This window comes from Streptomyces sp. NPDC005574 (genome assembly GCF_040605435.1).
In the GTDB taxonomy this organism is placed as follows: Bacteria; Actinomycetota; Actinomycetes; order Streptomycetales; family Streptomycetaceae; genus Streptomyces.
This window is the reverse complement of the sequence record NZ_JBEXCW010000053.1, coordinates 44,554-59,000: the sequence shown is the minus strand read 5'-3', so window position 1 is coordinate 59,000 and position 14,447 is coordinate 44,554. Positions and strand designations below refer to the sequence as shown.

Here is a 14,447-nt window from a genome sequence, read left to right as displayed (position 1 = left end):
CTGGTCGGTCCACCTCGCCAACCTCCGTGCCGAACCCCTGGTCTTCGGCTCCCCGACCACCGCGGGACGTGAGTCGGCCGGCTACACCGGCCTCCAGTGGCGCGGTCCGCGCGACTTCACCGGCGGCACCGTCTTCGGCCCGGACATCGACGGGGGCGCGGGCGCGGACGCCGGCAAACTGATGGGCACCCAGAGCGAGTGGCTCGCCTTCACCACCGAACACGACGAGGTGGACGGGCACTCCACGCTCGTCTTCGCGCACGCGCCCGAGAACCTCGACGAGACGGCGATCCACGCGTCGCACTGGTTCGTCCGCTCCGAGCCGATCCCCTCGGTCGCCTTCTCCTGGGCGTTCCACGAGGAGTTCGCGCTGCCGCCCGGCGAGTCGTTCGCCTACCGCTACCGGATCGTCCTGGCCGACGGCGCGTGGGACCGCGACCGGGTCACCGCCCACCTGGCGGGTCTGCCGTGGTGAGGGGCCCCCGGCCCACCCTGCCGAGCCCGCTCCCCGGCGCAGTCGGACTGTCCCACCTCAGCGCCTACGACTGGGAGGCCGCCGACGGCCTGTGCGGCGGCAGCCCGCACCTGCACCTGGTGTGCACCGAGGCGTACGTCGTCACCGGCGGACGCGGGGCGGTGCAGACCCTGAGCCCGGGCGGCTATCGGGACATCCCCCTGGAGCCGGGCTCCGTCGCCTGGTTCACTCCCGGCACGGTGCACCGCATGGTGCAGGGCGGCGACCTGCGCGTCACCGTGCTCATGCAGAACAGCGGCCTGCCCGAGGCGGGCGACGCCGTCTTCACCTTCCCGCCGGAGGTGCTCGCCGACCCCGCCGGCTACGCGGCCGCCGCCGCGCTGCCGCCCGGCACGGGACCGGACACGGCGGCCGCCGCCCGGCGCCGCCGCGACCTCGCCGTGGCGGGGTACCTCACCCTGCGTGAGGCGCTCGTCGCCGGTGACGGCGGCCCCTACCTGGCGTTCCAGCGTGCCGCCGCCCGTCTGGTGCGGGACAGGGTTCCCGCCTGGCGTGAGCTGTGGCGGGCCGGAGCGCTCGCCGCCGCGGAACGCACCGGCGCGCAGCTCGACGCCCTGGAGCTCGGTGAACCGGCCTACCTGGACGAGGCGACGGCGCACGAGGCCGCGCCCACGCGGCTGGGCGGCTTCGGGATGTGCGGGCGCCGCGACGAGTACGCGCTGCCGGGCAGCACACTGCCGTACGGCGGCGAGTAGCCCCGGTCACGCCCCGGTCGGCTGCCGGCCGGGTCAGCCGAGGGCGCGGTCCAGGTTGAAGGCCGCGCTGATCAGGGCGAGATGGGTGAACGCCTGCGGGAAGTTGCCCTGTTGCTCGCCGGTGTGGCTGATCTCCTCGGCGTACAGGCCCAGATGGTTGGCGTAGGTGAGCATCTTCTCGAAGGCCAGGCGGGCCTCGTCGACGCGGCCGGCGTGCACCATCGCCTCGACGTACCAGAACGAGCAGATGGAGAAGGTGCCTTCGTCGCCGCGCAGTCCGTCCGGGCTCGCCAGCGGGTCGTAGCGGTAGACCAGGGAGTCGGACACCAGCTCCTGGGTGAGCGCGTCCAGGGTGGACAGCCACTTGGGGTCGGTGGGCGCGATGAACTTGGTCAGCGGCATCATCAGGACGGCCGCGTCCAGCACGTCGCCGTCCTCGTGCTGGACGAACGCCTGGCGGCTCTCCGACCAGCCCCGGGTCATGATCCGCCGGTAGATCGTGTCGCGGGACTCCTGCCAGCGGGGCAGGTCGGCGGGCAGACCGCGCCGGTTGGCCATCCGGATGGCGCGCTCTATCGCCACCCAGCACATCAGGCGCGAGTACAGGAAGTTCTTACGGCCGCCCCGCGTCTCCCAGATGCCCTCGTCGGGCTGGTCCCAGTGCTCGCACACCCAGTCCACCAGCGCGCAGACGTCGTCCCACTGGTCGCTGGAGATGGGCTTGGCCCACTTGTCGTAGAGGTAGATCGAGTCGATCAGCGCGCCGTAGATGTCGAGTTGGAGCTGGTCGGCGGCCGCGTTGCCGATGCGTACCGGCGCGGAGCCCTGATGGCCCTCCAGATGGGGGAGTTCGCGTTCGGTGAGGTCGGTGCGGCCGTCGATGCCGTACATGATCTGCAGCGGGCCGGAGGGCTTGCCGTCGCCCGGACTGACGTGCCGGGTCACGAACTTCATGAACGCCTCGGCCTCGCCGGTGAAGCCGAGGCGCAGCAGGGCGTACACGCAGAACGCGGCGTCCCGCACCCACACGTAGCGGTAGTCCCAGTTGCGCTCGCCGCCGAGCTGCTCGGGCAGGCTCGTGGTCGGAGCCGCCACGATGGCGCCGGTCGGCGCGTAGGTGAGCAGCTTCAGGGTGAGGGCCGAGCGGTGCACCATCTCCCGCCAGCGGCCACGGTACTTGGACGCGGACAGCCAGTGCCGCCAGTACGCCACCGTCGTCGCGAACTGCTCCTCCGCCTCGGTCCTGGCGCACCGGCGCGGGGTCACCTCGCCCCCGACCTGGTCCAGCGCGAACACCGCCGACTCGCCCTCGGAGAGCTTGAAGTCGGCCCGTGCGTCGAGGCCGTCGGCCTCCACCGGCACGGTGGCGGTCAGCGCCAGCGACAGCTCCGCGGACTCGAACACCGCGACCTCGCCGTCCATCCGCACGATGTGCGGCCGGGTGCCGTAGTCGAACCGCGGTGCCACGCGGGTGCGGAACGGGATGGAGCCGCGCACGCACAGGACGCGCCGGATCAGCCGGTGGCGTTCGGACTCCGTCGACTCACCGTCGACGGGCATGAAGTCCTGCACCTCGCCGACACCGTCCTCGGTGAAGAAGCGGGTGATCAGGACGTTGGTGTCCGGGAAGTAGAACTGCTTGGTCTTCGCCGGGACGGTCGCCGCGAGCTCGAAGCGGCCGCCGCGCTCCGCGTCCAGGATCGACGCGAACACGCTCGGAGCGTCGAAGGACGGGCAGCAGTACCAGTCGATCGTGCCGTCGGTCCCGACCAGGGCCACGCTGCGCAGGTCGCCGATCAGGCCGTGCTCGGCGATCGGCAGATAACGGGAGGTATCCGGTTCGTCCCTGTCGTTCGGTGTTCCGCTCATGGCAGCCTCCCTGGTCCCCCGACGCCGGTCAGGACTCAGCCTAGGCCGGAACGGGGGCCGGGGCGCCAAAAACGCGATCAGTCCGTCACAACGCGGATTCCGGGGTCCGGGAAGGGGCGCGGCACCTCGGGTCCGCCGCGCTGTCGGTGCCCGGTGCGCGGGCCGTCCCGGTGGCGCACCCGCCTCGATCCTGGGTGATCCTGGCGCACATCCGTATCGGCCGAATGCTTGATTCTGCTCGAAAGTCGGCTCTATCTTGCAGGAACAAGCAACAGGGCGAGGGTGTCGCGAGGACACCCACAGGGAGGGGTCCGGTATGACCCATGTCGAGGACGAACTGGCCACCCAGCCCGACTGCTGGACGAGGGCCGCCGCGGAGGCGCACCGGCACCGTGCGGCGCTGCCGGCGCCGGGGGAGCGGGTCGCCGTCGTCGGCTGCGGCACCTCCCACTTCATGGCCCAGTCGGCTGCGGCGCTGCGTGAGGGCTCCGGCCAGGGGGAGACGGACGCCTTCGCCGCCTCGGAGTTCCCGCACGGCCGGCCCTACGACCGGGTCGTCGCCCTCACCCGCTCCGGCACCACCACCGAAGTGCTCGACCTGCTCGGCCGGTTGAGGGGCCGCACCCGGACGGCCGCCGTCACCGCCGACCCGGGCTCACCCGTCATGGCGGCGGCCGACGACCTCGTCGTACTGGACTACGCGGACGAACGCTCCGTCGTCCAGACCAGGTTCGCCACCACCGCGCTGACCCTGCTCCGAGCGCATCTGGGGCTGCACACCGACGACGCCGTCGCCGACGCCCGCACGGCGCTCACCTCCGACCTGCCCGAAGACCTCGTCACCCGCACGCAGTTCACCTTCCTCGGCCGCGGCTGGACGGTGGGCCTGGCCAACGAGGCGGGGCTGAAGATGCGCGAGGCGTCGCTCGCCTGGGCCGAGGCCTATCCGGCGATGGAGTACCGGCACGGACCGATCAGCGTGACGACTCGGGGGAGCGCCACCTGGATGTTCGGGCCGGCCCCGGACGGCCTGGCCCAACAGGTGCGCGACACCGGCGCGTTGTGGGTGGCGAGCGGTCTCGATCCGCTCGCCGAACTGGTCCGCGCGCAACGCCTCGCCGTCGCCCTCGCCGCCGCCCGCGGCCTCGACCCCGACCGCCCGCGCCACCTCACCCGCTCGGTGATCCTCACGCGGTGAGGCGTGCGACCACCACCGACCAGGCGTGCGATCGCCCGCCGACCTGGCCGGCACACCACCCGCCGACTCGGCTGGCACACCATCCGCCGACCTGCCTGACGCGCCACCCCGTCGACCTGGCCGGAGCACCCGCCCCGCGCGGGGCGGGGCCGCCCCTCCCTGACCGGGGAGGGCCGGGGCACCCCGTGCCCGCACCTCGTCAAGCCGCCCCGGCACCTGAGCGGGTCCCGATCCGGACCCGATCGGCGCCCGGTCCCGTCGTGGACCCGGGCTTCCGGAAAGGACAGCCATGCCCCTGGCGACCACCGGCGAACTCGTCACCCGTGCCGCCGCGGCCCGCTCCGCCGTCGCCGCGTTCAACATCATCACGCTGGAACACGTCGAGGCCGTCGTCGCCGGCGCCGAGAGCACCGGCACGCCCGTCGTCCTGCAAGTCAGCGAGAACGCGGTCGTGTTCCGGCAGGGGCGGCTGCTCCCGCTCGCCCGCGCGGCGGCCGCCGCCGCCGAACGCGCCGCCGTACCTGTCGCGTTGCACCTCGACCACGTGCGGAGCGAGTCCCTGCTGCGGCAGGCGGCGGACGCCGGGTTCAGCTCCGTGATGTACGACGCGTCCCGCCTCGCCTACGCGGACAACCTCGCGGCGACCCGGGCGGCCGTCGACCGGGCGCACGCCGAAGGGCTGTGGATCGAGGCCGAGTTGGGGAAGGTCGGCGGCAAACACGGGGAGCCGGCGCTCGACGCACACGCGGCCGGGGCCCGCACCGACCCGACCGAGGCCCGCGCGTTCGTCGCGGACTCCGGGGTGGACGCCCTCGCCGTGGCCATCGGCAGCGCCCACGCCATGACCACCCGTACCGCCGCCCTCGACCACGCTCTCCTGGCACGCCTCACCGCGGCCCTGGACGTGCCCCTCGTACTGCACGGCTCGTCCGGCGTCCCCGACGGCGAGCTGGCCGCCGCCGTCGCCAACGGCATCACCAAGGTGAACGTCGGCACCGCCCTGAACCTCGCCATGACCGGCGCCATCAGGGATTTCCTCACGGCCCATCCCGAGGCGGTCGACTCGCGCGCGTATCTCGGCGCGGGCCGGGAGGCGATGGTGCGGGCGGTGGCCGGCATCATCCGGGTGGTCCACCGCCCGGACGTGCGGCGCGGCGCGCCGGCTACTCCCTGACCGCCCTCAGCACCACGAACTTCGGGTCACCGGCGATCACTTGGCTGTTGCCGAACAGGCGCCGCAACTTCACGTGGTACCCGAGGTGCCGGTTGCCGACCACCCACAGCTCACCGCCCGGCGCGAGCGCCCGCCGGGCACCGGTGAACATCCGCCACGCCGTCGCGTCGGTCGTCGCCTGGTGCGAGTGGAACGGCGGGTTGTTGAGGACCAAATCGACACTGCCGTCCGGCACCCCCTCCAGCGCGTCCCCGACCCGGAACTCGGCGTGTCCGGGCGCACCGCTCGCCTTGTACGTGGCCTCGGCCGAGGCCACCGCCTGGAACGACTCGTCCACGAACAGCACCTCGGCGCCGGGGTCGGCCAGCGCCACGGCCGTACCGACGACTCCGTTGCCGCACCCCAGGTCCACGACCCGCCGGGCGCCCCCGCCGGCCGGCAGGTGGCGCAGGAAGAACCGGGTGCCGATGTCGAGCCGCTCGGCGCAGAAGACGCCCGCGTGGTTGACGACCGTGCGGCCCGAGACGGGACCGACGTCCTTCGGAAGCCGGTAGCTGTGCGGCCACGGGTTCGTCCCCCGAGGCCGCCGCGGGTCCGGGGCGCAGAAGATCAGCCGGGCCTTCTTCTCGGCGAGCGAGGTACGGGTCGGGCCGAGGATCCGCTCGAACAGCTTCAGCGTCGAGGTGTGGATCTCCTTCACCATCCCGGCGCCCACCACGACCGTGTCCGCGTGCACGGCGGGCGCCAGCCGCAGCAGCTGGTCCTCCAGCAGCGCCAGGCTCTTCGGCACCCGGACCAGGAGCACGTCGATCCGCTCGGGCGGCGGGTCCTGCGTGGTCAGCAGTGTCGCGGCGGCGTCCGCCCGGGCCCGCGCGAGGTTGGCGCGGGTCGCCTCCCGGGTGAGGTGGGAGTCGGTGATCTGTACCGGCCGGTGCGCGGCGAGTGCCGTGACCAGCGCGCCCCAGCGGTCGCCGAGCACCACGACCGTGCCGTCCAGCGACACCTCCTCGTCCGCGAGGTACCGGAGCAGGTACTCGTCGGAGGCGTCCCAGGCGCGCAGCCGCTCGCGCGGGTCCTCGGGGAAGCGGGTGGGCTCCAGCTCGCCCCAGGGCGTCGTCATTCGGTCGTTCATCGTGCGCCCAGGCTAGCCGAGCCGGGCCCACGGCCCCCGCCCGGCAGGTCGGGCAGGTCGGGCAGGATGGAAAGTGTGGAAGGCACGGAAGGCAGAAGCATGGACGCCGAGCTGTTCCCCCGCGCCCGCGCGCAGGTCGCGCCAGGCGCGGTGCACCTGCCGGACTGGCTGGACGCCGGCCGGCAACGGGAGCTGCTGGCGGCCTGCCGGAGGTGGGCGCTCCCGCCGGCCGGCCTGCGCACGGTCCGCACACCCGGCGGCGGCACGATGACCGCCCGCCAGGTCTGCCTGGGCCGCCACTGGTATCCCTACGGCTACGCCCTCACCGTGGTCGACGGCGACGGCGCCCCCGTCAAACCGTTCCCGCCGTGGCTGGACGAGCTGGGCCGCCGCGCGGTGAGCGACGCGCTCGGGGAAGGGGCGGCGCCGCCGGACCCGTACGACATCGCACTGATCAACTTCTACGACGGGGACGCCCGCATGGGCATGCACCGGGACAGCGACGAGAAGTCCCCCGCGCCGGTGGTGTCCCTGAGCCTGGGCGACACCTGCGTCTTCCGCTTCGGCAACCCCGAGACCCGCGGCCGGCCGTACACGGACGTCGAACTGCGCAGCGGGGACCTGTTCGTGTTCGGGGGCCCGTCCCGGCTCGCCCACCACGGCGTGCCGCGGGTGCACGCGGGCACCGCGCCGCCCGAGTTGGGGCTGACGGGACGGCTGAACATCACCCTCAGGGTGAGCGGGCTGTAGGACGCGGCGGCGGCCCCGGGAACTTCGGATCATGGGAGACTCGCCCTCATGAGCGGCAAGGCGGACCCCCGGACGCCGGGGGAAGGGACCACCTCGAGAGCGCGGTTGGACCGGGGGCGCGGTGCGCTCGGTCCCGCGTTGGAGCTCGTGCACACCGGGCGGGCGCCGACCCGTGCCGTCCTCACCGCCGAACTGGGGGTGACACGGGCGACGGCCGGCGCCGTGGCCGCCGAGCTGGAGGCGCTCGGCCTGATCCGGGTCGACGCCCGGCCCGGCGCGGCGGCGGGGTCGCAGGGGCGGCCCTCGCACCGGCTGGCCGTCGCCGAGGACGGCCCGGTCGTGCTCGCCGCGCAGGTGCACGCCGACGGGTTCCGGGCCGCGCTGGTCGGCCTTGGCGGCCGGATCGTGGCCACCGCGCCCGGCTGCGAGACCGTCGACCCCGACCCGGCGAAGGTCCTCGGGTCCGTCGTGGAGGCCGGCGCCGAACTGCTGCGCACGACCGGGCGGCGCTGCGTCGGCGCCGGCCTCGCCGTGCCGTCCGCCGTGGCCGAGCCCGACGGGCTGGCCCTCAACCCGCTGCACCTGGCCTGGCCGGTGGGGGCGCCGGTGCGCCGGATCTTCGCCGAGTGCGTGCGCGAGGCGGGGATCACGGGTCCGGCCTTCGCGGGCAACGACGTCAACCTCGCCGCGCTCGCCGAGCACCGGCACGGCGCGGGCCGAGGCGCCCGCGACCTGCTGTGCGTGGCCACCGGGCACCGCGGGGTGGGCGGCGCGCTGGTGCTGGACGGGCGCCTGCACACGGGCAGTTCGGGCCTGGCGCTGGAGGTCGGCCACCTCACCGTCAACCCCGAGGGCCGCCCCTGTCACTGCGGCAGCCGCGGCTGCCTGGACGTCGAGGCCGACCCACTGGCTCTCCTCACGGCCGCCGGACGCGACCCCGGCCCCGAACCGTCCCTGCTCCAGCAGGCCGACGACCTGATCCGCGACCGCTTCGACGACCCGGCCGTCCGTACGGCCGTCGAGGCCCTGATCGAACGGCTCGGCCTCGGACTCGCCGGCCTGGTCAACATCCTCAACCCCGACCGCATCATCCTCGGTGGGCTGCACCGCACGCTCCTGGACGCCGACCCGGACCGGCTGCGCGCGGTCGTCGCCGACCGAAGCCTGTGGGGGCAGAGCGGCGGCGTCCCCATCCTGGCGTGCACGCTGGACCACAACAGCCTGGTCGGCGCCGCCGAGTTGGCGTGGCAGCCGGCCCTGGACGACCCGCTGGGGGCACTGAGCGGTGCGTGAACACCTGCCGGTGCCAGGCGGTTTGGCCCTGCTGGAACCCGAACGGCTGCGTCTGGTCGAGGTGATGGCGCCCTCACTGCGGGCGGGGGAGCGGGCCGCCATGAACCGCGCGTGGGCGGACGCGGTCGCGGCCAACCCGAGCCTGTTCGACGGCCCGGTGGTGGTCTGCGCCGGCCTGGACAGCGAAGGGCCGGACGGCCTGGTCGTCTCCTGGTCCCGGACCACCTACCGGTACCTCGCCCTGCGCCGGGTACCGGGCGCCGCCCCGCTGCCGTCCCTCTTCGTGAGCGTCGTACAGCCCACGGACGACGGACGTGTCGTGGTGGGGCGGATGTCCTCGTCCACCGCCGCCCCCGGCCGCTGGCAGCTGCCCGGCGGGTCCGTCGAACCACCCACCGGCCGGGAGCCCCTGGACGAGGCCGCACTGCGCGGACACGCCGCCCTGGAGCTGGCCGAGGAGACGGGCCTCGACACCCCGCCCGCGGAACTCACCCGCTGCCTGGTCACCCACGCGGCGACCGGCCAGATCGGCGTCCACTACCTCGCGCCGCGCAGACCGGCGCCACTGCTGCGCGAACGGTTCGCGGCCCTGGTGGCCACCGAGACGGCCCTGGGACGGGACCCGGAGTTCGACGAGCTCGCCCTGATCGGCTCCCCGGCCGAACTACCAGGCCTCACCGGCCCTCACGTCGCCTACCTCGAAGCGGTCGTCAGCCGGCACACGGCCCCTCTCGGCGGTGGCCGTGACCGGCGTCGGGGGTGAGGCGGCGGTTCTCGTCGTGTCAGCGTGCGCGGCGCAGGGCGCGCGGCCGTTGTCAGCCGCCGCACGGCCTGGCGCGGGGCGTCCTCGGCGCACGCCGTCACATGCGTCCGGGGTGGGCGGTCCTGCCCGGTCCCGGGCGGGGCCGACGGGTGGGCCCGGACGGGGTCCTACGCCACGGGGTCGCCGTCCTACAGGACGGGGTCGCGGTCCACGCCGGACGCGGTCCCCCACCACGGGCTCATGGCCCCGAGCCGGGACGGCTGTGCGTCGCCCCGAGTACGCTCGCCCCATGCGGATCTCCGTTTCCTCGGACATGGACGAACCAGTGGCCCGCTCCCTGGTCGCCGAACTGCGCGACCGCGGTCACGAGGTGGCGGCGCACGGGGCGCTGAAGCCCGGCGACGACCCCGGGTGGGCCACCTGTTCCCGGGCCGCGGCCGCCGAGGTCGCCGCCGGGACCGCGGACCAGGCCGTCGTGTGCTGCTGGACCGGCACCGGCGCCTCGATCGCCGCCAACAAGGTGCCCGGAGTGCGCGCGGCCCTGTGCACGGACGCGTACACGGCGGACGGCGCCCGCCGCTGGAACGACGCCAACGTCCTGGCCCTCAGCCTGCGTCTGACGTCCGAGCCCCTGCTCAGGGAGATCCTCGACGCCTGGTTCGCCGCCGAGCCGAGCCAGGACACCGAGGACCGGGCGAACGTGGCGCACCTCGGACGGCACGACCTCACGCGCACCCTCCCGTGACCCACCGCCGGTGACCGACGGGTTCCGGAGCGACGGGGCGCGGCCTGCGCGTACCCGCAGGCCGCAGCAGCCGGGGCGGGGCGGGGAGCAGTCGCGGGAAGCCGCCGTACTCCCCGGGAGGTACGCGCACTGCCGCCGGACGCACGACGACCTGGACCCCGGTCCGGCGCGAGTCTCGAGACAGCACCAGAAGACCCACCTGGGAGATGACTCGAGATGCTGACACTTGCCCACTGGGGCGGCGGTCCCGGCCCGTGGATCCTCCTCTTCCCGCTGGTCTGGGCGGCGGCCGTGGCCGGCGTCGTGACCGTCCTGCGCCGAACCGGCCCGCGCGGCCGGCGCGGACCGTGGCGGACGCCCGACGACCCCCGCCCGACCGGCGACGCGCCCCTCGCCGTGCTCGGCCGCCGCTTCGCCTCCGGTGAGATCGACGAGGACGAGTACTGGCGCCGGCTGTCCGTCCTGGACGAGCAGTTCGGCCGTACGTCCAAAAAGGGCGGCGCGCTGTGACGACCACGACCACCACGCGCACGGCCGCCGGAGTCACCGACGCCGTGAAGGTGTACGGCACCGGTGACACCGCCGTGCGGGCCCTGGACGGGGTGAGCGTCGACTTCCCGGCCGGCCGCTTCACCGCGATCATGGGGCCCTCGGGCTCCGGCAAGTCCACCCTGATGCACTGCGCGGCCGGCCTCGACACCCTGACCTCGGGAACCGCCCGCATCGGGGACACCGACCTCGGCGGCCTGGACGACCGGCGCCTGACCCTTTTGCGCCGCGACCGCGTCGGTTTCGTGTTCCAGGCTTTCAACCTGGTGCCGACGCTGACCGTCGCGGAGAACATCACCCTGCCGCTCGACCTCGCGGGCCGCACCGGCGACGACGAGTGGATCGACGCCCTCGTCGACGCCGTCGGCCTGCGCGACCGGCTCCGTCACCAGCCCGCCGAACTCTCCGGCGGGCAGCAGCAACGGGTCGCGGTGGCGCGGGCGTTCGCCGGACGACCGGACGTCGTGTTCGCCGACGAACCCACCGGCAACCTCGACTCCCGCTCCGGCGGCGAGGTCCTCGGGCTGCTCGGCCGGACCGTCCGCGGCACGGCCCGCACGGTCGTCATGGTGACCCACGACCCGGTCGCCGCCGCCCACGCCGACGAGGTCGTCTTCCTCGCCGACGGACGGCTCGTCGACCGGATGGAGGCCCCGACCGCCGACCGCGTCCTGGACCGGATGAAGGCGTTCGAGGTGCGGTCATGAACACCGCCGTACGCCTGAGCGTGTCGTCCTTGCGCGCGCACGGACGGCGCTTCGCCGGCACGTTCCTCGCGGTGTTCCTGGGCGTCGCCTTCCTCGCCGGGACCCTCGTGATGGGCGACACCCTGCGCGCCGGCTTCGACACGATGTTCGGCGACGCGGCCCGGGGCACCGACGCCGTGGTCCGCGGCGCCGACGCCATCACCACGCCCGGCGAGAGCCAGGGCGTGCGGCAGCCGGTCCCTGCGGGCCTGGTCGGTGCCGTCGAGAAGGTCCCGGGGGTGGCGGCGGCCGCCCCCGACGTCGAGGGCGCGGGCCAGCTCGTCGGCGCCGACGGCGAGTCGATCGGCGGCCAGGGCCCGCCCACGCTGGCCGGCAACTGGATCACCGACCCCCTGCTCAACGCCTACCGGCTCGCCGAGGGCCGTGCCCCGCTGCGGTCCGGCGAGGTCGTCGTCAACCGGGGTGCGGCCAAAAAGGGCGGGCTGCGCGTCGGCGACACGACGACCCTGCGCACGCCCGATCCGGTGCGGGTGACGATCGTCGGCCTCGCGACCTTCGGCGGCGCGGACGGCATGGCGCAGGTGACCTTCACCGGCATGACCCGCGCCGACGCCGAGAAGTACCTGACCGCCACGCCGGGTCTCGCCGCGAGCATCCGGGTGCGTGCCGGTCCCGGGGTGAGCCAGCGGGAACTCGTCGACCGGCTGACTCCCGTACTGCCGAAGGGAGTCGAGGCCGTCACCGGCCAGGAGTCCGCCGCCGAGAACACCGACATGATCTCCAGCCGGTTCCTCACCCTCTTCACCACCTTTCTCCTGGTGTTCTCCGGCATCGCCCTGCTGGTGGCCACCTTCTCCATCCACAACACCTTCGCCATCGTCACGGCCCAACGCACCCGCGACAACGCCCTGTTGCGAGTTCTCGGCGCGTCCCGCAGGCAGGTCACCGCGACCTCGCTCGTCGAGGCGGGTGTCGTGGCGGTCACGGCCTCGGTCGCGGGACTGGTGGGCGGCATCGGTGTCGCCGCGGGACTCCAGGCGCTGTTCCCGGCCATCGGATTCCCCTTCCCCGAGGGCGATCTGGTGATCCGCTCGCTGTCCATGCTGCTGCCGCTCGCGGTCGGCGTTTTCGTCTGTCTCGGCTCCGCGCTGATGCCCGCCGTCCGCGCCGGCCGTATCGCGCCACTGGCCGCTCTGCGCGAGACGGCCGTCGACCGGTCGGGCGCCTCACGGCTGCGCGCGGTCACCGGCGCGGTGACGGCGGCCCTCTCGGTCGCCGTGACCCTGACCGGTGTCCTGGCGTCGCCGTCCCTGTGGCTCGCCGGACTGGGCGCGGTGCTGGCCCTGGCCGCGTTCGTGGTCCTCGGCCCGGTCGCCTCCTCGACGGCCGTACGCGTTCTCGGCGCACCTCTCGACAGGCTGCGCGGGGTTTCCGGCGGCCTGGCGCGACGCAACGCGCTGCGCGACCCGCGGCGCACGGCCGCCACGGCCGGCGCCCTGATGATCGGCGTCGCCGTGGTCTCGCTGTTCACGGTGTTCGGCGCCTCGCTGAAGGCGACCATGGACCAGACCGTGTCACGCTCGTTCGCGGGCGACGTCGTGGTGAGCACGCCGTCCTTCGGCGCGGGCGGCAGCGGACTCAGCCCCCGCCTCGCGGCGGCCGTCCAGCAGCTGCCCGAGGTGGACACGGCCGTCGGCCTCGGCCGCGGGGTCGCCGAAGTCGACGGTAGCGGGCGGGCGTTGACGGTGACCGACCCGGTCGCCCTGCAGCGCACCTTCGACCTCGGCACGGTCCGGGGCTCCCTGCGCGCCCTCGGCCCCGACGGCCTCGCCATCACGCGGCAGGAGGCCGAGGAGCGGGGGCTGACGACGGGGGACACGACCCGGCTGACCTTCACCGACGGCCGGACGGTGACCTTCACCGTCCGCGCGGTCTACGGCCGGTCCGAACTCGCCGGCGACTACGTCATCACCCGCGCCGCCTGGGCACCGCACCGTACGCAGGACTCCGACACCCTCCTCGCGGTGTCCTTCAAGGACGGCGTGGGCATCGACCGCGGCACGGCTGCCGTGCACAGGGTCGCGGAGCGCTACGGCAACCCCGAGGTGCAGACCCGCGCGGAGTACGCGCAGTCCTCGGCCGGTGGCATCGACATGATGCTGACCCTCGTCTACGCGCTGCTCGCCCTCGCGGTGCTGATCGCGCTGTTCGGTATCGCCAACACGCTGAGCCTGGCGGTCCACGAACGAACCCGGGAGCTGGGCCTGCTCCGGGCCGTCGGCCAGACCCGTTCGCAGCTGCGGGCCATGGTCCGCTGGGAATCGGTCCTGGTCGCGGCCTTCGGCACGGTCGGCGGACTCACGCTCGGCGTCTTCCTCGGCTGGGTGCTGGTCAAGGCGTCCGACGAAACCACCGACAGCGCATTCGCCTTCGCGCTGCCGCCCCTCCGGCTGGCGATCGTGGCCCTCGTGGGCCTGACCGCGGGCGCCCTGGCCGCCCTCCGCCCGGCCCGCCGCGCATCCCGCCTGAACATGCTGAGGGCGATCGCGACGGAGTGAGACGCAGATCCCGTCAACGGCGAGGGCGCCCGCCAACGGTGAGCCATGCGCCCCAACTTCGGAATGCGGCCGAGAGTGCCGCCCGTCAAAGGCGGGAGGCGGGCGCCCAATGGCGGGGGACACGCGGGCGCTTGGGGTGCTGCCCGTCGACGGCGGAGGCGAGCGCCAGTCTCGGTGGCGCGCCTTCGGGCGGCATGGGCTGCCCACAAACGGCGGGAGGCATGCGCCCTATGGCGGGGCGCGCCCGGGTGCTGCGGGTGCCGCCCGTAGAAGGCGGAGAGTGCCGCTTGCCAACGGCGGAACCTGCCCGCCGGCCGCGCGTGCCGCCCGCCAGCGGCGGAACGCGGCGGAACGTGCCCGCCGACCGCGCGATCCGCCCGCCAACGGCGGGAACCGTGCACCAGCCGTGAGGGGCGTGCGCTCGCCAGCCGCGCGCCCTCAACCGCACCCAGGCGCCCGCAGAAGGGCACGCGCCGCCG

At 74.2% G+C, this 14,447-nt stretch carries 13 protein-coding genes; 11 read left to right on the top strand and 2 right to left on the bottom strand.

What is annotated here, in order from left to right:
- A partial coding sequence (locus tag ABZT03_RS28195) for a DUF6807 family protein (protein WP_356044225.1) occupies positions 1-475 on the top strand: 475 nt, incomplete at its 5' end.
- Positions 469-1,230 (top strand): cupin, encoded by a 762-nt coding sequence (locus ABZT03_RS28190; RefSeq protein WP_356044222.1) that lies wholly within the window; start codon positions 469-471, stop codon positions 1,228-1,230. The genes ABZT03_RS28195 and ABZT03_RS28190, both read left to right, overlap by 7 nt.
- 33 nt (positions 1,231-1,263) lie before the next feature.
- Here ABZT03_RS28190 and ABZT03_RS28185 read toward each other — a convergent pair whose 3' ends face one another.
- Complete coding sequence (locus ABZT03_RS28185) at positions 1,264-3,099, bottom strand: glycoside hydrolase family 15 protein (RefSeq protein ID WP_356044219.1); 1,836 nt, start codon at positions 3,097-3,099, stop codon at positions 1,264-1,266.
- Positions 3,100-3,415: 316 nt separating this feature from the next.
- On the opposite strand from ABZT03_RS28185, the gene ABZT03_RS28180 reads away from it, so the two are divergent.
- Together ABZT03_RS28180 and ABZT03_RS28175 are read left to right on the top strand one after the other, a co-directional pair.
- Positions 3,416-4,297, top strand: a complete 882-nt coding sequence (locus tag ABZT03_RS28180) for a sugar isomerase (protein WP_356044217.1) — start codon at positions 3,416-3,418, stop codon at positions 4,295-4,297.
- A 289-nt stretch (positions 4,298-4,586) separates the two neighbouring features.
- Positions 4,587-5,471: a ketose-bisphosphate aldolase gene (locus ABZT03_RS28175; protein WP_356044215.1), complete on the top strand. Its 885-nt coding sequence runs from the start codon at positions 4,587-4,589 to the stop codon at positions 5,469-5,471.
- Here ABZT03_RS28175 and ABZT03_RS28170 read toward each other — a convergent pair.
- Positions 5,461-6,603 (bottom strand): methyltransferase, encoded by a 1,143-nt coding sequence (locus tag ABZT03_RS28170; RefSeq protein WP_356044212.1) that lies wholly within the window; start codon positions 6,601-6,603, stop codon positions 5,461-5,463. The genes ABZT03_RS28175 and ABZT03_RS28170 overlap by 11 nt on opposite strands.
- A 99-nt stretch (positions 6,604-6,702) precedes the next feature.
- Between ABZT03_RS28170 and ABZT03_RS28165 the strand changes: the two genes are divergently transcribed.
- The 7 genes from ABZT03_RS28165 to ABZT03_RS28135 all read left to right on the top strand — a co-directional run bounded on the left by ABZT03_RS28165 (position 6,703) and on the right by ABZT03_RS28135 (position 13,968).
- The gene (locus ABZT03_RS28165) at positions 6,703-7,353 is read left to right on the top strand and encodes an alpha-ketoglutarate-dependent dioxygenase AlkB (protein WP_356044209.1); all 651 of its coding nucleotides are present in this window, start codon (positions 6,703-6,705) and stop codon (positions 7,351-7,353) included.
- A 48-nt stretch (positions 7,354-7,401) separates the two neighbouring features.
- Positions 7,402-8,646, top strand: a complete 1,245-nt coding sequence (locus tag ABZT03_RS28160; protein ID WP_356044207.1) for an ROK family protein — start codon at positions 7,402-7,404, stop codon at positions 8,644-8,646.
- 64 nt (positions 8,647-8,710) lie between these two features.
- A complete protein-coding gene (locus tag ABZT03_RS28155) occupies positions 8,711-9,409 on the top strand; it encodes an NUDIX domain-containing protein (protein WP_356044234.1) in 699 nt (232 codons plus the stop codon).
- A 289-nt stretch (positions 9,410-9,698) separates the two neighbouring features.
- Positions 9,699-10,154, top strand: a complete 456-nt coding sequence (locus ABZT03_RS28150; RefSeq protein WP_356044205.1) for an RpiB/LacA/LacB family sugar-phosphate isomerase — start codon at positions 9,699-9,701, stop codon at positions 10,152-10,154.
- A 216-nt stretch (positions 10,155-10,370) separates the two neighbouring features.
- Positions 10,371-10,664, top strand: a complete 294-nt coding sequence (locus ABZT03_RS28145) for an SHOCT domain-containing protein (protein ID WP_356044201.1) — start codon at positions 10,371-10,373, stop codon at positions 10,662-10,664.
- Positions 10,661-11,410, top strand: a complete 750-nt coding sequence (locus ABZT03_RS28140; protein ID WP_356044198.1) for an ABC transporter ATP-binding protein — start codon at positions 10,661-10,663, stop codon at positions 11,408-11,410. Before ABZT03_RS28145 ends, ABZT03_RS28140 begins: the two co-directional genes overlap by 4 nt.
- Positions 11,407-13,968: an FtsX-like permease family protein gene (locus tag ABZT03_RS28135; RefSeq protein WP_356044195.1), complete on the top strand. Its 2,562-nt coding sequence runs from the start codon at positions 11,407-11,409 to the stop codon at positions 13,966-13,968. Before ABZT03_RS28140 ends, ABZT03_RS28135 begins: the two co-directional genes overlap by 4 nt.
- The last annotated feature ends 479 nt before the right edge of the window (positions 13,969-14,447 follow it).

What these genes read in the sequence shown, in the direction of transcription:
- ABZT03_RS28180 (WP_356044217.1), top strand. Translation starts at nt 3,416, where the DNA reads ATGACCCATGTCGAGGACGAACTGGCCACCCAGCCCGACTGCTGGACG.
- ABZT03_RS28150 (WP_356044205.1), top strand. Translation starts at nt 9,699, where the DNA reads ATGCGGATCTCCGTTTCCTCGGACATGGACGAACCAGTGGCCCGCTCC.
- ABZT03_RS28185 (WP_356044219.1), bottom strand. Translation starts at nt 3,099, where the DNA reads ATGAGCGGAACACCGAACGACAGGGACGAACCGGATACCTCCCGTTAT.
- ABZT03_RS28135 (WP_356044195.1), top strand. Translation starts at nt 11,407, where the DNA reads ATGAACACCGCCGTACGCCTGAGCGTGTCGTCCTTGCGCGCGCACGGA.
- ABZT03_RS28165 (WP_356044209.1), top strand. Translation starts at nt 6,703, where the DNA reads ATGGACGCCGAGCTGTTCCCCCGCGCCCGCGCGCAGGTCGCGCCAGGC.
- ABZT03_RS28170 (WP_356044212.1), bottom strand. Translation starts at nt 6,603, where the DNA reads ATGAACGACCGAATGACGACGCCCTGGGGCGAGCTGGAGCCCACCCGC.
- ABZT03_RS28175 (WP_356044215.1), top strand. Translation starts at nt 4,587, where the DNA reads ATGCCCCTGGCGACCACCGGCGAACTCGTCACCCGTGCCGCCGCGGCC.
- ABZT03_RS28160 (WP_356044207.1), top strand. Translation starts at nt 7,402, where the DNA reads ATGAGCGGCAAGGCGGACCCCCGGACGCCGGGGGAAGGGACCACCTCG.
- ABZT03_RS28155 (WP_356044234.1), top strand. Translation starts at nt 8,711, where the DNA reads ATGGCGCCCTCACTGCGGGCGGGGGAGCGGGCCGCCATGAACCGCGCG.
- ABZT03_RS28145 (WP_356044201.1), top strand. Translation starts at nt 10,371, where the DNA reads ATGCTGACACTTGCCCACTGGGGCGGCGGTCCCGGCCCGTGGATCCTC.